23 protein-coding genes are annotated in these 23083 nt (G+C 62.0%); 14 read left to right on the top strand and 9 right to left on the bottom strand.

Annotation, left to right across the window (positions count from 1 at the left end; all coding sequences use genetic code 11):
• Both FP026_RS01020 and FP026_RS01015 read right to left on the bottom strand, forming a co-directional pair.
• Window positions 1-1638 carry a SulP family inorganic anion transporter gene (locus FP026_RS01020; protein ID WP_149632786.1) on the bottom strand — a complete coding sequence of 546 codons (1638 nt, stop codon included), beginning with the start codon at window positions 1636-1638 and terminating at the stop codon, window positions 1-3.
• Window positions 1639-1741: 103 nt separating this feature from the next.
• The gene (locus FP026_RS01015; protein ID WP_246665201.1) at window positions 1742-2656 is read right to left on the bottom strand and encodes a LysR family transcriptional regulator; all 915 of its coding nucleotides are present in this window, start codon (window positions 2654-2656) and stop codon (window positions 1742-1744) included.
• Between the two features lie 58 nt (window positions 2657-2714).
• Between FP026_RS01015 and FP026_RS01010 the strand changes: the two genes are divergently transcribed.
• From FP026_RS01010 to FP026_RS01000, 3 genes are all read left to right on the top strand, one after another.
• A complete protein-coding gene (locus FP026_RS01010) occupies window positions 2715-3689 on the top strand; it encodes a quinone oxidoreductase family protein (protein WP_149632785.1) in 975 nt (324 codons plus the stop codon).
• Window positions 3690-3949: 260 nt separating this feature from the next.
• Window positions 3950-5131: an MFS transporter gene (locus FP026_RS01005; protein WP_149632784.1), complete on the top strand. Its 1182-nt coding sequence runs from the start codon at window positions 3950-3952 to the stop codon at window positions 5129-5131.
• Between the two features lie 114 nt (window positions 5132-5245).
• Window positions 5246-6307 (top strand): M14 family zinc carboxypeptidase, encoded by a 1062-nt coding sequence (locus FP026_RS01000; RefSeq protein WP_149632783.1) that lies wholly within the window; start codon window positions 5246-5248, stop codon window positions 6305-6307.
• A 290-nt stretch (window positions 6308-6597) separates the two neighbouring features.
• Here the strand turns inward: FP026_RS01000 and FP026_RS00995 are convergent, their stop codons facing one another.
• The gene (locus tag FP026_RS00995) at window positions 6598-7119 is read right to left on the bottom strand and encodes a MarR family winged helix-turn-helix transcriptional regulator (RefSeq protein WP_149632782.1); all 522 of its coding nucleotides are present in this window, start codon (window positions 7117-7119) and stop codon (window positions 6598-6600) included.
• Window positions 7120-7273: 154 nt separating this feature from the next.
• Between FP026_RS00995 and FP026_RS00990 the strand changes: the two genes are divergently transcribed.
• From FP026_RS00990 to FP026_RS00980, 3 genes are all read left to right on the top strand, one after another.
• Entirely contained in the window at window positions 7274-7630 is a 357-nt protein-coding gene (locus FP026_RS00990; RefSeq protein WP_149632781.1) for an ArsC family reductase, read from the top strand.
• A gap of 9 nt (window positions 7631-7639) precedes the next feature.
• Window positions 7640-8113, top strand: coding sequence for a Cys-tRNA(Pro) deacylase (ybaK, locus tag FP026_RS00985; protein WP_149632780.1), 474 nt, complete (start codon window positions 7640-7642; stop codon window positions 8111-8113).
• A gap of 96 nt (window positions 8114-8209) precedes the next feature.
• Complete coding sequence (locus FP026_RS00980; protein ID WP_149632779.1) at window positions 8210-9463, top strand: aminopeptidase; 1254 nt, start codon at window positions 8210-8212, stop codon at window positions 9461-9463.
• Between the two features lie 74 nt (window positions 9464-9537).
• On the opposite strand, the gene FP026_RS00975 is transcribed toward FP026_RS00980, so the two are convergent.
• Both FP026_RS00975 and xseA read right to left on the bottom strand, forming a co-directional pair.
• Entirely contained in the window at window positions 9538-10128 is a 591-nt protein-coding gene (locus FP026_RS00975; protein WP_149632778.1) for an NAD(P)H-dependent oxidoreductase, read from the bottom strand.
• The gene (gene xseA / locus FP026_RS00970) at window positions 10128-11738 is read right to left on the bottom strand and encodes an exodeoxyribonuclease VII large subunit (RefSeq protein ID WP_149632777.1); all 1611 of its coding nucleotides are present in this window, start codon (window positions 11736-11738) and stop codon (window positions 10128-10130) included. The genes FP026_RS00975 and xseA overlap by 1 nt, the downstream gene beginning before the upstream one ends.
• Before the next feature lie 237 nt (window positions 11739-11975).
• Between xseA and FP026_RS00965 the strand changes: the two genes are divergently transcribed.
• A complete protein-coding gene (locus FP026_RS00965; RefSeq protein WP_149632776.1) occupies window positions 11976-12203 on the top strand; it encodes a homogentisate export protein in 228 nt (75 codons plus the stop codon).
• 79 nt (window positions 12204-12282) lie between these two features.
• Here the strand turns inward: FP026_RS00965 and FP026_RS00960 are convergent, their stop codons facing one another.
• Window positions 12283-14136, bottom strand: coding sequence for a hypothetical protein (locus FP026_RS00960; protein WP_246665200.1), 1854 nt, complete (start codon window positions 14134-14136; stop codon window positions 12283-12285).
• Between the two features lie 227 nt (window positions 14137-14363).
• Here FP026_RS00960 and FP026_RS00955 point away from each other — a divergent pair, with 227 nt between their 5' ends.
• Both FP026_RS00955 and FP026_RS00950 read left to right on the top strand, forming a co-directional pair.
• The gene (locus FP026_RS00955; RefSeq protein WP_149632775.1) at window positions 14364-15377 is read left to right on the top strand and encodes a glycosyltransferase; all 1014 of its coding nucleotides are present in this window, start codon (window positions 14364-14366) and stop codon (window positions 15375-15377) included.
• Window positions 15374-15760: a GtrA family protein gene (locus tag FP026_RS00950; RefSeq protein ID WP_149632774.1), complete on the top strand. Its 387-nt coding sequence runs from the start codon at window positions 15374-15376 to the stop codon at window positions 15758-15760. The genes FP026_RS00955 and FP026_RS00950 overlap by 4 nt, the downstream gene beginning before the upstream one ends.
• 66 nt (window positions 15761-15826) lie before the next feature.
• Here FP026_RS00950 and FP026_RS00945 read toward each other — a convergent pair whose 3' ends face one another.
• Complete coding sequence (locus FP026_RS00945) at window positions 15827-16813, bottom strand: Gfo/Idh/MocA family protein (protein ID WP_149632773.1); 987 nt, start codon at window positions 16811-16813, stop codon at window positions 15827-15829.
• Between the two features lie 316 nt (window positions 16814-17129).
• On the opposite strand from FP026_RS00945, the gene FP026_RS00940 reads away from it, so the two are divergent.
• The 4 genes from FP026_RS00940 to FP026_RS00925 all read left to right on the top strand — a co-directional run bounded on the left by FP026_RS00940 (window position 17130) and on the right by FP026_RS00925 (window position 20207).
• The gene (locus FP026_RS00940; RefSeq protein ID WP_149632772.1) at window positions 17130-17699 is read left to right on the top strand and encodes an isochorismatase family protein; all 570 of its coding nucleotides are present in this window, start codon (window positions 17130-17132) and stop codon (window positions 17697-17699) included.
• Window positions 17696-18694, top strand: coding sequence for a GlxA family transcriptional regulator (locus FP026_RS00935; protein ID WP_149632771.1), 999 nt, complete (start codon window positions 17696-17698; stop codon window positions 18692-18694). Before FP026_RS00940 ends, FP026_RS00935 begins: the two co-directional genes overlap by 4 nt.
• A 104-nt stretch (window positions 18695-18798) precedes the next feature.
• Window positions 18799-19749 carry an aldo/keto reductase gene (locus tag FP026_RS00930; RefSeq protein ID WP_149632770.1) on the top strand — a complete coding sequence of 317 codons (951 nt, stop codon included), beginning with the start codon at window positions 18799-18801 and terminating at the stop codon, window positions 19747-19749.
• 14 nt (window positions 19750-19763) lie between these two features.
• The gene (locus FP026_RS00925; RefSeq protein ID WP_149632769.1) at window positions 19764-20207 is read left to right on the top strand and encodes a GNAT family N-acetyltransferase; all 444 of its coding nucleotides are present in this window, start codon (window positions 19764-19766) and stop codon (window positions 20205-20207) included.
• Here FP026_RS00925 and FP026_RS00920 read toward each other — a convergent pair.
• The gene (locus tag FP026_RS00920; protein ID WP_149632768.1) at window positions 20197-20814 is read right to left on the bottom strand and encodes a hypothetical protein; all 618 of its coding nucleotides are present in this window, start codon (window positions 20812-20814) and stop codon (window positions 20197-20199) included. The two genes, FP026_RS00925 and FP026_RS00920, sit on opposite strands and share 11 nt — an antisense overlap.
• Window positions 20815-20896: 82 nt before the next feature.
• Window positions 20897-21790: a LysR family transcriptional regulator gene (locus tag FP026_RS00915; protein WP_149632767.1), complete on the bottom strand. Its 894-nt coding sequence runs from the start codon at window positions 21788-21790 to the stop codon at window positions 20897-20899.
• Between the two features lie 127 nt (window positions 21791-21917).
• On the opposite strand from FP026_RS00915, the gene FP026_RS00910 reads away from it, so the two are divergent.
• Entirely contained in the window at window positions 21918-22913 is a 996-nt protein-coding gene (locus FP026_RS00910; RefSeq protein WP_149632766.1) for an aldo/keto reductase, read from the top strand.
• Window positions 22914-23083: the final 170 nt, after the last annotated feature.

The following is a 23083-nucleotide window of genomic DNA, read 5'->3' as shown; positions in this document are numbered from 1 at the left end:
TCAGGCCTTTGGCCCGCGGCCATCCATCACCGCCGCCACGGCATCGTCGACGCTGAAGCTGCAGCGGTGCTCGACGTCGGCAACACCTGCGGCCGTCATGAGATCGCGAACGCGGTCATGCACGCGGGCAAACTGGACGCGCAGACCCCTGCGCTGCATGGCGCTGTCGAACTCCATCAGGGCGTCCATTGCCGTGCTGTCGATATCGGAGCTTTCTTCCAGGCTGAGGATAATCGCCCGCAAGCCGGTTTCGCCACGGCTGCCCGACAGGATCTCGCCGAAGATCGTATCGGCATTGCCGAAAAACAGGGTTTCGCCCGGGCGCCAGATGGCAATGCCGGGTATTTCGGAGGCATCGTCATGCCTGCCGACATCGATGAAGTCATGGCTGTTGTTCAGCCGACCCAGGCGCGCCACATGCGGCGAAGTCAGGCGATGCATCATGGCGGCGAGCGAGAGTGCGATCGCCAGCAGCATGCCGTTGAGGACGCCGAAGGCCAGCACGCCGACAGCGGCACCCAGCGCCACATAGAAATCGCGATGCAGGCGGCGCAGGCGCAGGATCGGGCCGGGGTCGAGCGCATGGGTCAGAGCCGCGATTACCACGGCGGCCAGCACCGGCTCGGGCAGAAGCGCAACGAGCGGCCCGGCGCAGGCAATCAGGATCGCAAGACCGATCGCGGCAAAGACGGTGGTCGCCCGCGTCTTCGCCCCCGCCGCCTCGCTGGCGAAGCCGGCGGAAAAACCCGCACCGACCGGCATGCCCTGGACGACGGCGCTGGCAATATTGGCGGCACCGAGCGCACCAAGCTCGCGGTTGACCTCCAGCGTCTCGCCGTAGCGCAGCGCCAAGGCCCGCATCGTGCCCCAGGATTCGGCAAAGAGGATGAGGACGAGCGGCACGGTGAACTGCACCAGGCGTGAATAGGCGGCCCAGCCGGCATCCGGCAGCGACGGCCATTGCGGCAGGATCTCGATAGGGCCGACCAGCTTGACGCCGTAGCCCTCCAGGCCAAAGAGGTAGGAGGCGAGGATGCCGGCGGCGAGCACGAGGAAGGCGCCGGGAACGCCCGGCAGCCGCTTCAGCAGCAACAATGCCGCCAGCGCGACGACGCCGACGGCAACGCTGATCGGATTCCATTGCAGGACCGCGCCGAAGAGCGCTGCCGCATAGGTGAGAATGTTCGAACCCTGCACGGGTACGCCGACCAGGATCGGCAGCTGGTGCAGGATGATGGTGATTGCCAGTCCCAGCGCGAAGCCCCGCAGCACCGGCCGTGAAATAAAGCCGGTGATGCCGCCGAGGCGCAATGCGCCGGCAACGACGAACAGAATGCCGGCAAGCATCACGGCAACAGTGGCAAGGCCCGCCTTGACCGTGGCATCGCCCGGAACCACCGCCAATGTCGCGGCGAGAATGGCGGCCGACGAGGATGTGGGAGAGACGATGGCAAACCGGCTGCGGCCGAATATGGCATAGACCAGGCATCCGGCAATGCCGGCAAGAATGGCCCGATGCGGCGGCAAGCCGGCAATGCCTGCGTAAGCGACCGCTTCAGGCAGCATCAGGCCTGCAACCGATATGCCCGCGACGAGATCCGCCCTGTCCATCACGAACCAACTGCCCAGCTTCGTCATCGATCACCGACCGTAGGTATGGCCCATCCATCTATGGCCACTCATCTATGGATAGAGATTCGCCGCCGGGCTGCAACAGGAAAATACAAGTCGGAACCTGGCCTTAGGCAGCTGTCTCCGCGCCGCCGCGTAACGGGCAGCTTCGACCGATGATGTCGCTGACGAAATCCATCACCGCGCGGATGGCCGGCGAACGGCGCAGATCAGGATAGGTAACCAGCCAGAGGTCTCGCGTGGGTGATGGAACAGCGACCGGCAGGCGCGTCAGCCCCGCTTCGCTATCGCCCAGAAAGGCTGGAAGCGCTACGACGCCGAGGCCGGCGCGGGCTGCCTCTAGCTGGCCGAAGACATCGGTGGCGCGAAATACGATCGGGCGGCCTTCCAGCAGGCTGCGAAGCCAGGTCTGCTGCGTCAGATGCTCCATTGCCGCATCGTAGCCGATGAAGACCCACTCCTCCTCGCGCCTTTGCGCCACGGTCGGAATGGCGTAAAGGCCGAAGCGCATGACGCCGATACGCCGAACCAAGAGATCGCTCTCTTCCGGCCGCGTCATACGCACGGCGATATCGGCCTCTCCGTAGTTGAGCGCGGCGCGGCGGGTGACGCCGGCAATCGTCAGGGTGATGTCCGGATGCTCTTCACGAAAGAGTGCCGCTTTCGGGGCGAGAAGATGGGCGGCGATCGATGGCGGCGCGCTGACCTTGACCGCGGCGGAAAGCCCGGCGACGGCGCTCTTCGAATAGCGCCTGATCGCTTCGACATTTTCCTCCATTCCCGCCACCAGTTCGGCAATGGCGCGGCCGTCGGCCGTCAGGGGCGAGGTGCGCGGCCGCCGATCGATCAGGCGCAGATCAAGCGAGCGCTCCAGCGCGGCAATACGGCGGCCAACCGTTGCGTGATCCACGCCAAGCTCCCGCGCCGCCGCGGAAAGCGAGCCGGTTCGTGCCAGGGCGGCAAAGTGAAGAAGGTCCTGCCAGTCGATCATCGGTGCATTATTGCACAGATACGGTGAGTTCATACCGAATTTATTCATGTCGATGTTTATGGTCAAAGATCTCCTGAAAGGAGACTTCCGCATGCCCCTAGCGATTGCCATTACCGGCCCCGGCGGCCCTGAAGCCATGAAAGCCGTCGATCTCCCCGTCACAGAGCCAGGTCCCGGCCAGGTCCGGATCCACCAAAGCATCTCAGGCGTCAACTTCGTCGATATCTATGTCCGTTCCGGGCTCTATCCGCTGCCGCCGGGCCAGAGCGTGCTCGGCTTCGAAGGCGCCGGCGTCGTCGAGGCCCTTGGCCCCGGTGTCAGCGAGCTGAAGGCGGGCGACCGCGTCGCCTATATCGGCCATCCACTCGGCAGCTATGCCGAGGTGCGCACGCTATCGGCCGCCCGGCTGGTGAAACTGCCCAATGGCGTCAGCGAGCGCGTCGCCGGCAGTACCATGCTGCGCGGACTGACGGCGCATATGGTGCTGCAAAAGGTCTATCCCGTGAAAGCAGGCGAATGGGTGTTGGTTCACGCCGGAGCGGGCGGCCTCGGCCAGCTTGTCACGCGCCTTGCCAAGCGGATCGGCGCGAACGTCATCGCGACGGTCGGTTCCGAAGCCAAGGCTGGTTTCGCCTACGAGGCCGGAGCCGACGTGGTTCTCCTGCACACATCCGAGGATTGGGTCGTGGAAACGCGCCGCATCGCCGATCGCCGTGGCGTGCATCTTGCCGTAGATGGGATCGGCGGCACCATGCTGTCGCAGACGTTTGCCGCTGTTCGTCCTTTCGGAATGGTCGCAAGCCTCGGTCAGGCGGCCGGGCCCATCCCGCCGATCCAGATAGAAGAGCTGACCGCTCCCCGCGCGATCGGCCTGTCTCGCCCGAGCGTGCTGACCTATGCCAACGATCCCGAGCTCTATCGCCAAGGCACGACCGCGCTGATGGCGGCTCTGCAGGACGGGCTCATCAACCCGATCGGCGCCGAATACAAGCTGAAGGATGCGGCGAAAGCTCATGCCGATCTCGAGGCGGGACGAACGACGGCGAGTGTCGTCTTGACGATGTAAGGCCTTTCAAGCGGGGCCTGCAAACCGGCCCCGCTTTCCCAATGCTCGGCTTCGGTTCCCACGCACAATCGATTCATCCCGTCAATCGCTTTTGCTGCAAGGCAGCAATTCGTTGACCACGCCCGCTTTTGCCTGATACCGGTTATTTGTGGCGATGCACGGCCCTCCGGCCGCCACCGTCATGGCTATCCGATACCAAACCCCGTTCCTTCGTGGCAAACAGCATGGATATCGTTATCGATGTCCGCAGGCGATATCCCGTGAACACTGCCTCTCAGACCATCCGGTCCACCTCCACCCTATCCCTGCTCTCGATCGTCGCGCTGACATTCTTCGGCTATGCCGCCATCGGTCTTCCGCTCGCGGTTCTGCCGACCTATGTCGATAGCGGCCTCGGCTTCGGCGTCGTCTGGGCCGGCATCGCCGTCAGCACGCAATATGTGGCAACCATCCTCAGCCGGGCGCAAGTGGGGCGGCTCTGCGATCAATATGGGCCGCGCCGTTCGGTCTTTCTCGGGTTCCTCGCTTACGGGCTTTCCGGCGCGCTGACGATCGCCTCTACGTTTACGGTCCACGTTCCGATGGCGAGCCTTGCCCTTCTGCTGGCCGGCCGGCTGGCGCTCGGCATCGGCGAAAGCTGGGTGAGCACCGCTGCGATCACCTGGGCGATCGGCCTGATGGGATCGCGCGAAACCGTCCGCATCATCTCGTGGAACGGCATCGCCACCTATGGCGGCATTGCACTCGCCGCTCCGTTCGGCGCCTGGCTGCAGGGGCAATATGGCTTCTTCACCATCGGCGTCGTCACCATTATCCTTGCCGTTGCCGGGTTCCTGCTGGCACAGACCCGTCCGCCCGTTCCGGGCGTGAAGGAAAAGGGCATCGGCACGGGTCAGGTTCTCAGCCGCGTCGCGCCGTACGGCGTCGCGCTTGCGCTTGCCTCGAGCGGCTTCGGCGTCGTCATGGCCTTCGTCGCGCTGTTCTTCCATAGCCGCAACTGGGACGGCGCTTCGTTCGCCCTGAGTGCTTTCGGCCTCACCTTCATGGGCGTGCGTCTGGGCCTCGCGCAGGCAGTCGCCCGCTTCGGCGGTTTGCCGCTGGTGCGCATCTCGCTCGTCATTGAGATCATCGGCTTGGCAACGCTTGCCCTTGCACCCTCACCGACCGTTGCCATCATCGGCGCGGCCCTGGCCGGCGCGGGCTTCGCGCCCGTTTTCCCAGCACTCGGCAATGAGGCGATGGAGCGCATCCCGCCGCAGAACCGTGGCGTCGCACTCGGGCTCTATTCGATCTTTCTCGATGTCTCGCTCGGCTCGACCGGACCGATCGCGGGCCTTTTTGCCGATCATCTCGGCTATGCCGCCCCCTTCTCCTTCGGCGTCGGTGCGGTCCTGCTCAGCCTGATCCTGAGTTTCTGCCTGCGCAGAAACCGCAATCTCTGAAGCCGTTTTCACCGTTCACCCCAATCCTGATTCCGGCGCGCAACGACAAACGGTTGCGGTCTGCGGGCAAGACTTGGTAAGCGTCTTTCACCATTATCCGCAGGAGGCCCGCCCATGAACGTCACCGAAATCGTCATCGAAGGCGATACTGCGGGGATCGCCTGGCGATTGCCGGTTCTGCATTTTGCCGGCAACAAGGCGGATGCGCCGAAGATCTACATTCAGGCGGCATTGCATGCCGGTGAGCTGCCCGGCACGGCCTTGGTGCATTTCCTGTGCGAGCGTCTGCGGCAAGCGGAAGCGGCAGGCGCGATTGTGAGCGATATCGTCATCGTGCCGCATGCCAATCCCATCGGCGCGGCGCAATCGCACTTCGGCGAGATGCAGGGCCGCTTCGATCTGGGCTCGCGCACCAATTTCAACCGTGATTTCCCGCTGATCTCGCTTCGCGACCGCGATCTCCTCATCGAAAACCTGGAACGCTATCCAGCCGTCGACCGGCTGAAACGTCAGCTGATCCACATGGCGCTTGGTGCCGATCTAGTGATCGATCTCCACTGCGACGATGAATCCCTGCAATATGCCTATATCGACGAAGCCTTCTGGCCGGAGGCTTCCGATCTTGCCGCAGCGCTGAAGATGGATGCTGTTTTGCTGTCTGATGGCGAAAGCTCGGCTTTCGAGGAGGCCGTGAGCTTCGCCTGGAAATACGAAGTGCCCGGTGAAAAGAAGGCAAGGCTGCCGGGCAAGCTTTCGGTGACGGTCGAGTTGCGCGGCACCCGCGATGTCTATCCCGAGATGGCAAAGGAAGATGCCGAAGGGCTCTGGCGCTTCTTGGCCGCGCGCGGCGCAGTGCAGGACGAAAGCGTGACGCTCGCCGCGTTCGATGGCCCGGCCGTGCCGCTCGACAATGTCGAGATGATCCGCGCACCACAAGCCGGCACCGTGCTTTTCCATCGCAATATCGGCGAGCGGGTCGAAGAAGGCGATCTGCTGGCGACCATCATCACCAAGCCCGGCATGCCCGATGGGACCATCGATGTCCACGCACCGCAGGCGGGCTTGATCGTGACCCGCGTCTCCGACCGGCTGGTGCGTCGTCGCGGCGACCTGATGAAGATCGGCGCTGATAAGCCGAGTTCGGTTGCCCGCAAACCAGGAACACTTGAGGATTGATTTCCTCTAGCGGCGATCGATCACCTTGCAGCGCATGGTGAAGGCGATCGCCGCTGATTCCCTGAGAAGAATGCCTAAGCGACCAATGTGATATAGCGCGCTTGCAAGAGTAGCACGACAGATACCCATTAGCCGGGCAAGAATTGAACGATTTTCCATCACGATCATGCCTCCGATCGAATTGATGCAGGCAATGTTCAGATCATCGAAGGCAGCAACTACCGTCCTTCGAAATATATGTATGCAGTGTGCATATATATTATGATGATGTCAAGACCCCTATCCCGGGCCTATGTCATGAAGGCAATCGGGCAGCGATCCTGGTCGCAGGCGCCCTGATCGCAAACGCGGCAGACCACGTCCTGGTCATCGCCGAGATCGACCAAGGCCGGCAGCAGCTTTTCGACCAAGTGGCCAAACTGCCCCCTCTCCTCTGGGCCTAACACGTCAAAAGCCCGATGGATGACGGCCCGGCGGGCGGAGAGGCTTCTGTCAAAGAGCAGGCGGCCGTTCTCCGTCAATTGCAGTGCGCGGGCACGCTTGTCACCCTCGACACCGCCCGCACGCAGCACGAGACCGGACGCCACCAGCTGATCGACCAGGCGCACCGTGGCGGAATGGGAAAGCGCGATCATTCGGCGTAGGGTCTCGATCGTCAGCCCCGGTTCGGTCCCGATTTGAACGATTGCGGCGGTCGCGCTCGGGCCAAGGCCGGTTTCATCGACAAAGGCCTTTTCCATCTTGTCCACCAGAGCAAGGCTCATGGCGCCAAAGAGGTTTTCCAGCCGCAATATTTCCTTGTCCGTCGCCATGCTCCAACCCGCGCCATAAATATGCATGTTGCATATTTATGCGATTATCGCTGGCAACTGCAACGGGCGAGAGAACCGCTTCCCCATCCGAGCGGCTTTCATCCGCCTTTATCCGCATGCTATGCGCTATCAGACAGCAAAAGACGGATTCGCCATGACGATCACCATTTACGGCATCAAGAACTGCGACACGATGAAGAAGGCCCGCACCTGGCTCGAAAGCCATGGCATTGCCTATGATTTCCACGACTACAAGGCCGTCGGCATCGATCGGGATCATCTGGAGCGCTGGACGAAAGACGCCGGCTGGGAAGTCGTGCTCAACCGCGCCGGCACCACCTTCAAGGCGCTGCCGGAAGCGGATCGCATCGACCTTTCGAAGGACAAGGCTATTCAGCTAATGATGGCGCAGCCCTCTATGATCAAGCGCCCGGTGCTGGAAGCGGACGGCAAATTGCTGGTTGGATTCAAACCGGATATTTATGCAGCCGCATTCGGCAAGGCCGCCTAGAGATAAGCCATGTCCAAGACCACCCGCGCGACGCAAGTGCTGACCCAGGCGAAAGTCGCCTTCACGGTGCATGCCTATGATTACGATCCGAATGCGGAGCGTGTCGGCCTGCAGGCGGCGGAAGCACTCGGCGAAGAGCCGCATCGCGTACTGAAGACGCTGATGGCGGAGGTGGACGGCAAGCCGGTCTGCGCCGTCGTACCCTCCGACCACGAAGTCAGCATGAAGAAACTCGCTGTAGCCTTCGGCGGCAAGTCGGCGGCCATGATGAAGCCTGTCGATGCCGAGCGCCTGACGGGCTATCATGTCGGCGGCATCAGCCCCTTTGGCCAGAAGAAGCTCGTCCCCACGGCGATCGAGGCGCAGGCGATGACCGAGGCCTATGTCTATATCAATGGCGGCCAACGCGGTCTGCAGGTGCGGTTGAATCCACAGGATGCATTGGTTGCCCTGAAGGCCAAAGCTGCGCCGCTGATTGCCTGACGATCTTTCAAAGTCGGACAAACCGCCTTCAATTTTGCCGCAAACCGGTCTAAGTCTTCAGACCATTCTTTCGATATCAGCCAAGCAGGTTTCGTCATGACATCAGCCTCCCCCAACCATTATCCCGTCGATCACGCCAAGCTGGAAAAGCTTGCGGAAGTAGCCGTAAGGGTCGGGTTGCAGCTGCAGGCAGGCCAGGATCTGCTGATGACGGCGCCGGTGGCGGCGATGCCGCTGGTGCGGCTGATCACGCGTGAGGCCTACAAGGCCGGCGCCGGCCTCGTCTCCACCTTCTATTCGGACGAAGAGACGACGCTTGCCCGTTACGAATACGGCCAGGATGTAAGCTTCGACCGTGCAGCGACATGGCTTTACGAGGGCATGGCCAAGGCTTTCTCCAACAATACGGCCCGCCTCGCCATCGCCGGCGACAATCCGATGCTGCTTTCCAACCAGGACCCGAACAAGGTGGCGCGCGCCAACCGCGCCAATTCGGCCGCCTACAAACCGGCGCTGGAAAAGATCTCGAATTTCGACACCAACTGGAACATCGTCTCCTATCCCAACGCCTCCTGGGCGAAGCTGGTCTTCCCGAACGATCCGGAAGCAATCGCGGTCGCCAAGCTCGCCAAGGCGATCTTCTCGGCCTCGCGTGTCGACGTCGAAGATCCGATCGCGGCATGGGCGGAGCACAATGCCAATCTGCACAAGCGTTCGGCCTGGATGAACGGCCAGCGCTTCGCCGCCTTGCATTTCCAGGGACCGGGCACGGATCTGACCATCGGCCTGGCGGATGGCCATGAATGGCACGGCGGCGCTTCCACGGCCAAGAACGGCATCACCTGCAACCCGAACATCCCGACCGAAGAGGTCTTCACCACGCCGCATGCGCTGCGCGTCGAGGGCCATGTCTCATCGACGAAGCCGCTGTCGCATCAGGGCACGCTGATCGACAATATCCAGGTGCGCTTCGAAGGCGGCCGGATCATCGAAGCCAAGGCGACGCGTGGCGAGGAAGTGCTGAACAAGGTGCTCGACACCGACGAAGGTGCGCGCCGGCTCGGCGAAGTGGCGCTGGTGCCGCATTCCTCACCGATTTCGGCGAGCGGCATCCTGTTCTACAACACGCTCTTCGACGAAAACGCCTCCTGCCATATCGCGCTCGGCCAGTGCTATTCCAAGTGCTTCGTCAATGGAGCCACGCTCAGCCAGGAACAGATCAAGGCGCAGGGCGGCAATTCCAGCCTGATCCATATCGATTGGATGATCGGCTCCGACAAGGTCGATATCGATGGCATCAATGTGGATGGCTCGCGCGTGCCCGTCATGCGCAAGGGCGAGTGGGTGTAAGGACGCTTGGACATTCGAATGCGATCGCGCCGCGGTATTCTCGCCGCGGCATATTTTTGGCTAGAAGCGTAGAATCAGATCGCCGCCAGGGCTTTCCTGATACGGGCGAGATGGGCCTTGCGTCCGGCTTCGGTGACGCGGTCCATATCGTGCAGCGCCAGCATGCGGAAATTCAGCCGCTTGGCGCAGAAGGCGGCGATGCCGCGCTTCAATAGGCGCCGCACCGGATTGCCCATATAGAGATGCACGATCCACCACGGCGAGCCGGTCGTCGTCAGCGCCCAGAACAGGCGGATATTGGTGAGCTGCGGCACGATGCGCCCGCCGGCGGGATCGTGAGTGAAGGCAACGCCGGGCGCAAAGGCGCGATCGAAGAAGCCCTTGAGAATGGCCGGAAAATTGAACCACCATTGCGGAAAGACCAGGATCAGTCCCTCGGCCGCTCGTAACCGCGCGACGATGGCATCAACATCGGACGTATCATAGGGCTGGTCGAAATAACCGCGCCGCTCGGCCTGCGAAAGACGGGGATCGAAGCCCTCGCGATAGAGATCGAGCAGATCGACCTCATGCCCGCCGGCGGCAAGCGTCTCCTTCACAGCCTTCGCCACGGCGGCGGCGAAGCTGTCTTCCAACGGATGGGCCAGCACGAGCAGGATGCGCATCAGAAGAGGCTTCCCTGTTTCGGCGGAGCAGCAGGCTCGGCCGGCTTGGCCGCGCGCTTCTTCGCAGGCGGAGTGCCTGACGCGGATGAAGACGGCGGGGTAGCATCATCGCCGGTGACCGCGCCAACGCGACCATCCGCGAATTCGATCGAGATGGCAGCGCCCGTCGAAAGCGCGGCCGCCAGCGAAACCGGGCGGTCGTCTTCGTCGCGCACGACGGCATATCCGCGCTTCAGGACATTCTTGTAGGAGAGCGACTGCAGAATTCGCTCCTGTGCAGTAAGCTCGCTGCGCGCTCGGGTCAGCTGATGACGGATGGCGGTATCGGCGTGGCGGACGAGGCTGCCAAGGCGGTCGCGAGCCCTCCCCGTCTGCGCTTCGAGACGCGATGGCAGCGTGGCGAAGACGGCATCGGCCCGTTCGATACGGGCACGGGAACGGTCGAGCATACGCTCGATGGTCCGCTCCGCACGGGTCATGCGCTCACCCAATTGCTGGCGGCGCTCGGCGATCCGGTTCGACAGGATATCCGGCCGCAGCTGCGAGGCCATACGCTCGAAGGAGCGACGCTTGTTCAGCGTGTTCAGCTCCAGCCCGCGGCCGAGGCCGGCGGCCGCCTCATCGAAACGGCGGCGCGGCAAAGCCAGGATCTGGTCGAGCGAAGGCAGGGCACGCAGCAGCGCGCGCACCGCCTGCCGCCGCTGGTCCATCTGTCTCGTCATTCCGCCCTGCAGCCTAGCGGCAAGGCTAGCAAGCTGCGCCTCCAGCTCGGCCTTGACCGGAACGGCTATTTCGGCAGCACCCGTCGGCGTCGGAGCCCGCACGTCGGCGGCATAGTCGATCAGCGTCCAATCGGTCTCGTGGCCCACGGCCGAGATCAACGGAATATCGCTGCCTGCAGCGGCGCGCACCACGGCCTCGTCGTTGAAGCTCCAGAGATCCTCGAGGCTGCCGCCGCCGCGCGCGACGATCAGCACGTCGGGCCGCGGGATCGGGCCACCGGGCGCAAATTCATTGAAGCCGCGTATGGCGTTCGCCACCTCGTCGCCCGAGCCCTCCCCTTGCACTTTCACCGGCCAGACCAGCACATGCACGGGGAAGCGATCGGAGATACGGTGCAGAATATCGCGAATGACGGCGCCCGTCGGGGAGGTGACGACGCCGATCACTTTCGGCATAAAGGGAAGCCGGCGCTTGCGCTCGGGATCGAAAAGGCCTTCGGCGCCCAGCTTGCGCTTACGCTCCTCCAGCAGCGCCATCAGCGCGCCCGCGCCGGCAGGCTCCAGCGTCTCGATGACGATCTGATATTTCGACGAGCCCGGAAAGGTCGTGACCTTACCGGTCGCAATGACCTCCATCCCCTCCTCGGGGCGGAATTTCAGCTTGGAAAATGTGCCCTTCCAGATCACCGCATCGATGCGCGCCCGGTCATCCTTCAGCGAGAAATAGGCGTGTCCCGAGGAATGCGGCCCGCGATAGCCGGAGATTTCCCCGCGCACGCGCACCTGATCGAACGCATTCTCGACCGTGCGCTTAATCGATCCGGACAATTCCGAGACGGAGTATTCCGTCAGGTTCGAAGGCGAATCATTCTCAAAAAAGCTGCTCATGTCCTCCTTCTACCCGATGTCGCGGTAAATGCGGAGCATGATGCATACCCCTTAAGCCTGAATCGATCGAAGGAACGGATTGTGCGCATACTTGAGGTGCCTCCGCCTCCTTGCGTGTCCCATAAAGAGTTCGGAGCTTATCGCTTCATCAAACGTTAACCCTGCTGACAAAGCCTTTCTTAGCCATCCATGCGTAAACCTGTGCAAACTGATTCTTGGTAAAGAGGATATGGAGCGATGATATTCGCGACCGCCACGATCATCGGAATTGTCGCCGGCCTGCAGCGCACGACGATCGGCGCGCTGCTCGGCGTGGCACTGGTGAGCATCGCCTTCATGGCAGCGGTCGCGATGTCAATCGTTCCGCCGCCGCTGACGACGCTGTTCATCGCGCTCGGCGGCTACAATCTCGGCTTCATCGGCTATCTGATTACGGCCGACATGATGGAGCAACGCCGCGCCTAAAGCGTGTAGCGACTTCCTGTCTGAAATGACGCGAAATGGAGCGGTCTAGAGATACCGCGAAAAGTTGAACAGCTCCAACTCAATCCTGCGGCTTGACGCGGTACAACTGCACATCCGATTCCGTCGGCGCCGCAATCGGCTCCAGGTAAACAGGGACACGCCCGGCGCTCAGCTGGGCATAAAATCCCTTCGGCGCCCGCTCGCTTATAAGTTCCACCTGCGGATCACCCTTGCAGAAGGCGACAATCGTCACCTTTGCCTCACGCAAAAGCGCTTCTGCGTGTTTCGGCTCCGCAAGGCCGATATGCAGCTCGGCCAGCATCCCGTCGGGATCGCGATGATAGGGGCCGGAGAGGGCGCGATGGGGCGTGAAGCGCAAGATCGGCGCTCCCATGTTAGAGGCTGCGGCGACGACCCCGGGCTCAAGTCCCGCGATCGGTGCCAAGGCCTCCCGTGAGGCGCAATTGGCAGCCTCCTCCGCCTTGGCCGGTGTCGCGACCGTAAAGCCGTTGATGATCCCCTTGCTCGCAAGCGCGCCGCCCACGGCCCAGACTGCCGGAACGGAAGCCAATATCGTCACTGCGTAAAGTAGAACGGAGCGCAGATTTCTGGTATCGGCCATGTAGCTTTTCCGCAGCTCGGCGATCGCCAACGCCAATGGCGGGATGGCCAGCAGATTGGCAAATTCTGCGCCGCGCACCTGCACCAGCGTAATCATCCAATTGATCGCGATCAGAGCCATCAGCATTGCATGGAGGCTCGCACGATTGCCCCGCAGGATACGAGCTGCACAAATGAGCATCGCCAGCAGACCGGTCGCATAGAAGGCACCGAGCGTATCGGGCTGCCTGTGGGCCACCGAGATGATCGACTGCGCCTCGGTCACCCTGCTGAGCCAGAAATCCATGAGCATGGGGTCGAGATCGGCAAGCGGATTGCGCAGGCATTGCTGCGCGAGCGCAACCGTCGTGGCGAACACGAACGCGCCATTGACCGCGAGAATTGCAATGCGCCACGGCCGCGACAGACGGCTGGCAAAGAGGGACGACAGGAGAAGCCCGACGCAGCCGGCGCTGGTGATGGCATAAAAGCCAAGCGAGAGATTGTCGCAGGTAACAGTCGAATAGAGGCGCGGCGGCACCAGCGAGAAAAAAGCGGCGCTGACGGCAATCGTCAGCGTCAGGGCAAAAGCCTTCGCAGCGGGTGCGAAGTCTTCACCCTTCCAGGCCCACAGGCAGGCAACCGACATGCAGGCAACGGCGACGAAGGGTGTGGTCTCCGCGCCGATGCCGAGCTGGACGGCAAGGGCGATGGCGGCGATGGCGAAGTTGCGCGGCCGATAGGTCTCATCGGCGAGCATGGCGACCGTGAGGGCGACGAGGCCGAGCTGAACATTGTCGTGATCGATGGAGCCCGGCACGAAGCGCGGCGAGATGACCACGAACAAGGAGGTCAGGATCAGCGAGAAATGCATGCCTTCCGCGCCGGCAATGCGACGGCCCGCAAGGCCCATGAAGAACATCAACGGCAGGATGAGCGTCAGCGGCCAGACGGTCAGTGCCGCCGCTTCGGCGCCTTCCGGCGAGACGAACATCCGGAAGAAGAGGATGAGGCTTGCAATCGGCAAATCGATGAAACGCGACCAATGCATCAGCGTACCGCCCTCGAGGCCGAGGCGGTACTGCATCATGTCGAACCAGCCTTGGCCGGCGAGGAAATCGCGCACTTCGACGAGACGCATCGCATCGTCATTGTCGGGGCCCACATAGTCCGTCAGGTGACGATGAATGACGAGCTGCGCGATGATGATGACGACGGCATAGATGAGCGCAACCAAGGCAGGATGAGACCAGTGCCGTGGCGCCGTCTTCTCTGCCGCTCCGGCTGCCTCGGGCGGCATTGCCAAGCTCTGCGCCATATCGATGAACCCCATGCTGGAATTATATTCGAGGCGATACGCTAGCGGCTGCGCATCAAAAAACAGTAAAGCGCCTGTGAGCCGCCGAATTCTTCACGATAATGTTTTTCGCGGAGCCGGGATCCCGCCATTTTTATTGCGCAGCCATAGGGTCTTATTAACAGCCAGCGGGATAAGCTCTCGTCCGGATCGTCCATCAGGCCTGAACTTGACTTTACGCGTAGGAACAACCGGCCAAGACCATGTGGAATGAGAAGCTGAGCATCGCCGTCCTTCTGCCTTGCTACAACGAGGCCGCGACGATCGGAGACGTCGTGCGCGGTTTCCGCAAGGCGCTGCCGCAGGCGACGGTCTACGTCTACGACAACAATTCGACCGACGGCACGGCGCTGCACGCGATGCTCGCGGGCGCGACCGTCGTGCGCGAGCGCCGGCAGGGTAAGGGGCATGTGGTGCGGCGCATGTTCGCCGATATCGAGGCCGACATCTACGTCATGGCCGATGGCGACGGCACCTATGCGCCGGAAGACGCCGAAGAGCTGATCCGCACGCTGCTGACTGAGGGATCCGACATGGTGGTCGGCACCCGCCGCAACGTTCATAGCGATGCCGGACGGCAAGGTCATGCCTTCGGCAACCGCATCTTCAACTGGCTCTATCGTACCATTTTCGGGGCCGATTTCACCGACATCTTCTCCGGCTACCGCGCCTTTTCGCGCCGCTTCGTCAAGAGTTTTCCGGCCGTGTCAGGCGGCTTCGAGATCGAGACTGAAATGTCGGTGCATGCGTCGCGGCTGAAGCTGCCCGTCAGCGAACTGGAGCTCGAATACGGCCGGCGGCCGGAAGGATCGCACTCGAAGCTTTCCACCTTCCGCGACGGCTGGAAAATCCTGTGGATGTTCGCAATGCTGATGAAGGAAACGCGGCCTTTCGCTTTCTTCGGCATCCTGAGCGCCGTTGCCATGGAGCTCAGCATCGGTTTCGGCATTCCGGTCCTTGTCGAGTATTTCGAAACCGGGATGGTGACGCGCATGCCGAGCTGGGTGCTCTCCGTGGCGCTGACGATGATCGCCTTCATGCTGTTCACGGCCGGTTTGATCCTCGATTCGGTCGCCCGCGCCCGCGCCGAACAGCTGCGCATCCACTATATGAGCCTCGCCAAGCCGGCGGCGCGCGAAAACGGCGACGATCAGACGGTCTATATGGCGGAACTTGAAAAACCGGCAAGCCGGAAGAAAAGGGCCAAGGCTGCATGAAGAAGCTCTTTCGCTTCCTGATCGCCGGCGGTGTCGGCTTCGTCGTCGATGCCGGCGTGTTGCATCTGTTGCTGTGGTTCACGCCTTTCGGCCCCTTCGTCGGCCGGGCCATCTCGATCCCGAGTGCGCTGCTTGCCACCTGGTTTATCAACCGCAACTTCACCTTCGGCCGGTCCCATCGGTCGCTGGCGGCTGAAGGCTTCCGCTACGGTTCGGTCGGCCTGACCTCGGCCCTCTTGAACTATGCCCTGTTCAGCTCGCTGCTGATGGCGGAGCCGGCGCTGCGGCCCATCATCGCCCTGACGCTTGCTTCGGCGGCGGCAACGGCGTTCAGCTTCTTCGGCTATTCACGCTTCGTCTTCCGCCACCGGCAAAACTCTTGACGCAATTCCAGGAAAAGTGCCTAGCGGTTTTCCGTCCGGAATTGCGTAAGAAAATAAGGAAGCCTATCAGACCGGCTCCCAGCCATCCTTCTCGCTGGCGCGGTAGATGGCGTCGATGACCTTCTGGTTGAGCTTCGAGCTTTCCAGGGACACGACTTCCGCACCCTGACCGAGCGCGGCGGATGCGAAGGCCTCCGCCTCGCGCCTGTACTGGCGGCTGTCGGGGAAACGGAAGATCTGCGATTCCGAATGGCCGCGATTGGTCAGTTCCAGCTCTTCCGCTCCGTAGCGATCGGCATTGAAGGGCGACTTCACCTCGATGAAGCCCTCGGTGCCGTGGAAGACCATGACTTGCCGATTGGCCATCTGCGTCGAGATGTAGAAGGTCAGTTCGAAATCGCCGAAGTCTGCCTTGACGCTGGAATAGATGTCGGTGCCGAATTCCGGGTCACGCTCCGTCACCGCCTGAATGCGCAGAGGCTCGCGGCCGGTAACGAAACGGGTACTGATCGTCGGGTAGACGCCGATATCCGGCAGGCCGCCGCCGCCAAGCGCCGGAATATTGCGCATGTTGCCGGCATCGCGATTGAAATAGGTGAAGGCGCCCTGGATGTGGCGCAGGCGGCCGATGGCGCCATCGGCAAGCAGCGAGCGAACCTTCCGCCAGACCGGCGCGTAGGTGACCATATAGGCTTCCGTCACCAGCACCTTGTTGCGGTCGCGGGCGGCGATCAGGCTGTCGATCTCATCCGCCTTGAGCGCGATCGGCTTTTCGCACAGCACATGCTTGCCGGCATCGGCAGCCTTGATCGTCCATTCGACATGCTGAGAGGTCGGCAGGGGGATATAGACGGCGTCGATCGTGTCGGAGGCGAGCATCTCCTCATAGGAGCCGAAGGCATGCGGCACGGAGAAGCGGTCGGCCATCTGCCGGGCGCGGGCGAGATCGCGGCTGGCGATCGCCGTCACGACGCAGTTTTCCGCATCCTGAATGGCGGGCACGACCAGATCGCGGCCGATCTTCGCGGTCGACAGAATTCCGAAACGCAGCATGATCTTTCTCCTGAAGCATCGTCCCGAAGCAGACGGCCGCATGGCGATGATCGCGACATGGCCTTTCCGGCGGGATCCTTTGTGAACATGGGTGGGTCGAGCGAAACGGGCCATTTCGCTCTGGACGAAACCAGCGCCAACTTATTCGGCCCTTGCCGATGGCGCAACGCCCGAGGCGGCCCGCGAGTGCGAACGCAAGAGCATGACGACCATCATGCCATGTCCATATTTGTCCTCTTTCTGTCTGTCAGATGGCTTTCGAAGCTTTCAAGCGACGCCTAATCTCGGCTATCCTTCAAGCACAGGAGATACGAAAATGTCCCATGCGGATACCGCACTGCTCGTCATCGATGTCCAAGAATCCTTTCGCCAGCGCCCCTATTGGCGAGCGGACGATCTGCCAGCCTTCGCCAGCCGCCTGCAGGCCCTGATCGACGGCGCCAAGGCGAAAGGCATTCCCGTCGTCCAAATTTTCCATGTCGAGGACGGCGACGCGCATTTCAGCCTCAAGAGCGGCTTCGTTCGCAAGCTCGATGGAATCTCGCTGGAGGCCGATGCCGTATTCCACAAGCGCCGCCATTCGGCGCTCGTCGGCTCGGGCCTTGATGTCTGGCTGGTGGCAAACGGCATCCGCAAGGTGATCGTTTCAGGCATTCGCACGGAACAATGCTGCGAGACGACGACCCGGCACGCATCCGACCTCGGCTATGATGTCGACTACGTCACCGAGGCGACGCTGACCTTCCCGATGACGCATGCCTCGGGCACGGTGTTCAGCGCCGACGATATCAAGAAGCGCAGCGAACTGGTGCTGTCTGGCCGTTTCGCCCGCATCGCAACCGTCGAAGAGGCGCTTACGGGCGCATCGATCCGGAGTGCCGCATGACCCAAAGCGATCGGCGCCTCCATCGGCGGATCATTCCCGTCTACGTCCTCCTGCCGCCCTATACGCTGCTGATGGATGTGGCCGGGCCGGTGGAGGTGTTGCGTCGCGCCAATATCGAACAGGACGATGTCCTGTTCGATTATCAATTCGTCGCCGCCCAACCATCGCAGACGACCTCGGTCGGGCTGACGCTTGCCGATCTCCAGCCATTGCCTGATCGCATTCCCGATGGCGCCTATGTCATCCTATCCGGCAGCGTCACGCCGCCTGACGATGCCGAGGATATCGAACCGGAGCTCGTCACGCTTGCGAGCTGGCTCAAAGACGCGATCCGTCCGGGCATCACCCTCGTCACCATCTGCTCCGGAGCGGTACTCGCCGCCCGGGCCGGCCTGATGGACGGTTACGCCTGCACCACGCATGCAGCCTGCCTCGACGAAGTCCGGGAATTTGCTCCGACGGCCAGGGTTCTCGACAATCGGCTCTATGTCGAGGACCGGGACCGCTATTCGAGCGCCGGCATCACGACAGGCACCGACCTGATGCTGCATCTCGCTTCCAAGCTGACCTCACCGGTGACGGCGCTAACCATTGCCCGGCACATGGTGGTCTACATGCGCAGAACCGGCGCCGAACCGCAGCTCTCGCCCTGGCTCAGCGGCCGCAACCATGTGCATCCCGCCATCCATCGCGTTCAGGATGCGATCATGGCCGATCCGGCCCATGGCTGGTCGCTTTCCGAGCTTGCCGGCATCGGCGCAATGAGCGCGCGGCATATTTCGCGGCTGTTTCAGGAGCATGCCGGCCTGTCAGTAACGGCCTATGTCAATCTGATGCGCGTTACGCTCGCGCGTGACGTGCTTGCCAATTCGCGGCTGGATATGGAGCGCGTGGCGGAAAAATCGGGCTTCGCCTCTCCGCGGCATATGCGGCGCGTCTGGTCGAAATATAACGCGCTGCCACCGAGCCACTATCGGCGCTCGGCCACCGAATAAAGAAATCGTTAGTGGCCTTCGCGACGAAAGGCCGGTAGCCTGCCTTGTCTCTCCCCTCCGGCGCCCTTCGCCGGTCCGCCTCTCAAGTGACTTGGAGAAATATCATGGACATGCGCAAGCTTGGACGAACCGATCTGTTTGTGGCCCCCATCGTGTTCGGCGGCAATGTCTTCGGCTGGACGGCCGATGAGAAAACCTCCTACGCACTGCTCGACTCCTTCTTCGACGCCGGCTTCAACACGATCGACACGGCCGATGTCTATTCCCGCTGGGTTCCCGGCAACAAGGGCGGCGATTCCGAGGAGATTATCGGCAAGTGGCTGAAGCAGGGCCGCGTTTCGCGCGACAAGGCGATCATCATCACCAAGGTCGGATCGGAGATGGGTCCGGGCAAGAAGGGCCTCAAGGCCGATTACATCATCGAAGCCGCCGAAGCCTCGCTAAAGCGACTGCAGACCGATCACATCGATCTCTATCTGTCGCACTGGCCCGACCCCGAAACGCCGCATGAGGAATCGCTTGCCGCCTATGCGAAGCTGAAGGAGCAGGGCAAGATCCGCCATGTCGGCTGCTCGAACCTCGATGCGACCCAGCTCCAGGCCTCGCTGGATGCCGCCGCTAAGGCCGGCTTGCCGAGATACGACGTACTTCAGCCCGAATATAATCTCTACGCCCGCGACAGCTTCGAGGGACCGCTGGCGGATCTCTGCGTCAAAGAAGACATCGGTGTCATCACCTATTTCAGCCTCGCCGCCGGTTTTCTGACCGGCAAATACCGCACCAAGGCGGATACGGAAGGGCGGGCGCGCGAGAACCGGGTTGCCGCCTATCTCGACGACAAGGGCCTGCGCATTCTCGCGGCGCTCGACAAGGTCGCTGCCGAAACCGGCGCAAAGCCCGCCGAGATCGCGCTTGCCTGGCTGCTGCGCAAGCGCGGCGTCACGGCTCCAATCGCCAGCGCGACTAGCCTCAGCCAACTCGACGCGCTAATCAATTCGGCGAAGCTTTCGCTTTCCGATGACGCCATGCGCCTGCTCGATGAAGCCGGCCAGTAGATAGAGGCCGGCCGATGACCGTGACGATCCGAGACGCCAGACCCGACGACGAAGCGTGCTGGCGCGCGCTATGGGACGGCTATCTGGCCTTCTACGGCGTCACTGTCGCGCCCGACATCACCGATGCGACCTGGCGCCGGGTCTTCGATCCGGCGTCGGCGATCTTCATGCGCGTTGCCGAGGTCGATGGCGAGGTGAAGGGGTTCACCCTCAGCCTTACGCATGAGGGCACATGGGTGCGCGCACCGGACTGCTATCTGGAAGACCTGTTTGTCGATGAAAGCGCTCGGGGCCGCGGCGTCGGCCGGGCACTCTTGGACGATCTCGTCGCACTCTGCAAGAAGAACGGCTGGGCTCGCCTTTACTGGCATACCGAAGAAGGCAATGCGACCGCCCGCAAGCTCTATGACAGCTACGTCGAGAGCGACGGGCATATTCGCTATCGCATCAGCTTCTGAGCTTCGGGAAACCCTCATAATGGGCGGAGTGATCGCCCTCCCAGTTGGCCATGCCCGGCTTGGTCAGCATGCCGCGCGGACCGACAAAGCTCTGGATGGTCCGCTTCGGGCGCTCGTGCCACTGGATGTTGAAAGCCCATAGTTTCGGGAAGAAGCAAAGCGACGCGTAGGGCAGATGATCGTGGATCCACCAGGCAAGCTTCTGCCAATCCCCCTCATGGCTGTGGTGATCGATCAGCCAGGGCACAACGATGCAGACCGCCGCGCCCATGCAGCCGTCGAGATCGCGCATGTCCCAGATGTGGTGCGCGGCGGTGTGGGGATTGGTCGAGCAGTTCAACCCGTTCTTGTTGCCGAAGGCGTTGACTTCGGGCGAACGATAGCCGGAGCGGATATGTAGCCGGCCAAAGGTCGCCTCCAACGGCTCCAGCAATTCCTCGCAAAGCCTGCGGCCGGACTCGATCGCCAGATCCGGATCCTCGGGGAGATTGGGAATGCGATAGAAATCTGATATTTCCGAGTGCAGGAAATCGCGAAAGAAGAAGTTCTTCGACAGCCTGACGCGGCCGAGATCCTCGAGCCCCTTCATCGATCCCGGTTTTCTCATCGCGGCAACCCCCTTCTCAAATCATCGATCAATCGAGACGAGTTATGGCATTGCCGCCACCCGATTTCTGTCAGCAGTCGCTTCAAGGCCCCGTATATTTGAAGAAATCGATAAAGGCTCTGAGCGCCGGACGCATCTGCCGGCGGCTTGGATAATAGATGCAGAAGCCCGGATAGGGCGGACACCAATCCTCGAGCACGCGGATGAGCTTGCCTTCGGCCAGTTCCTGCCGCACGCGAATGTCGAAGAGATAGGCGAGCCCGGCGCCATTGAGAGCGGCCAAAACGCCTAAGCGATCCTCGATTACGATCAGAGGGCCATCGACGGCAACGATCAGCTCGCGGCCATCCTTCTCGAACTCCCAGCGATAAATCGAGCCATCGGTGAATCGCCGCTTGATGCAACGATGATGGACGAGATCGCGCGGATGCAGCGGCTTCGGATGTTTTTCGAAATAGGCCGGGGAGCCGGCAATCACGGTGCGGATGTCGGGGCAGACCTTCACCGCGATCATATCCCCCTCGATACTCTCCTCCAGCCGGATGCCGGCATCGTAGCCCTCCTTGACGATATCGCTGAAGCCGTCCTCGTTGGCGATTTCGAGCGTGATATCGGGATAGGTATTGAGGAAATCACCGATGCGCGGCGCCATCAGCAGATCGGAGGCAAAACGCGGCGCGGTGATGCGGAGATTGCCGGCCGGGCGGCCGCGGGTCGCAAGCGTATCCTCCAGCGCGATATCGATTTCCTCCAGGGCCGGCGCCAGCCGTTGCAATAGCGCCTGCCCCTCCTCGGTCGGGAGCACGCTGCGCGTGGTGCGGGCAAGCAGCCGCACGCCGAGGCTTTCCTCAAGGCTGGAGACGGCGTGGCTGACTGCCGATGGCGCGATCGACAATTCCTTGCCGGCTGCACGAAAGCTGCGATGGGCGGCGACGGCGGCAAAAACCGCAAGCTGAGAGAGTTGTGTCCTGTTCATTGATCTAAATTATAGAACAACCTATAAGGATTTGCATGGATTTTCATTCATTGTCCGGAACCTTAATTTGAGCATGTCGGCAGCGGAAGTGACCGCCGCCGCTCCATAAGCTCAAAAGGAATAGATCATGAAAACCCGCAGGCTTGGTAAGGATCTCACCGTTTCCGCCGTCGGACTCGGCTGCATGGGCATGAGCTTCGCCTATGGCCCGACGGACGAGGACGAATCCGTCAAAACGCTGCATCGCGCTGTCGATCTCGGCGTAACCTTCTTTGACACCGCCGAAACCTATGGCCCCTTCACCAACGAAGAGCTGCTCGGCCGCGCGCTGAAGCCCGTTCGCGATCGCGTGGTCATCGCCACGAAATTCGGCTTCAAGCTCGATCATACGAAATCGGGCCTCGCCGCCATGTTCGGCGTCGATAGCCGGCCCGAACATGTGAAGGAAGTCGCTGAAGCTTCGCTGAAACGGCTCGGCACCGATGTCATCGACCTCTTCTACCAGCATCGCGTCGATCCGAACGTGCCGATCGAAGACACGGTCGGCGCCATGGCAGAGCTGGTGAGAGAGGGCAAGGTGCGGGCGCTCGGCCTTTCCGAAGCCGGCTCCGCCACCATCCGCCGCGCCCATGCGGTGCATCCGATCGCCGCCCTGCAGAGCGAATACTCGCTGTGGAGCCGCGATCCGGAAGAAGATGTGCTTGCCACCTGCCGCGAACTCGGCATCGGCTTCGTGCCCTACAGCCCGCTCGGCCGCGGCTTCCTGACCGGCGCGATCCAAAAGACGAACGATCTTGCCGCCGACGATTTCCGCCGCTCGCTGCCACGCTTCCAGAGCGAAAATTTCGATGCCAACGCGGCTCTCGTCGCAAGACTTCAGGCGCTGGCCGAAGAAAAGGGAGTCACGGCAGCACAACTGGCGCTCGCATGGGTGCTGCGTCAGGGCGAGGACATCGTGCCGATTCCCGGAGCGCGCAAGCTGCACCATCTCGAGCAGAATGCAGCGGCTGCCGATATCGCGCTGTCGCCGCAAGAGGTGAAGGAACTCGGCGGCATCATCTCGCCCGAAACGGTGGCCGGCAAGCGGTATACCGATGCCTCCCTGGCGATGACGAATATATGACAAATGGGCCACTCCTTCCGCCCACGCGAAGACATCGGCCGTAAAGGCCGGTGTCATTTTGGGACCGAAAAGAAAAATGAAGCATCACCGAGGGGCGCGCCGAACATGCGAATCGCCTGAATTGCAGGCTTTTTCAAACTTCTAGGTTGATCGTCATAGGCGCGAAGCTC

This window comes from Martinezella tropici (genome assembly GCF_008370325.1).
Taxonomy (GTDB): domain Bacteria; phylum Pseudomonadota; class Alphaproteobacteria; order Rhizobiales; family Rhizobiaceae; genus Rhizobium; species Rhizobium tropici_B.
Note: the sequence above shows the minus strand (reverse complement) of the source record. Positions and strands in the feature narration are given on the sequence as shown.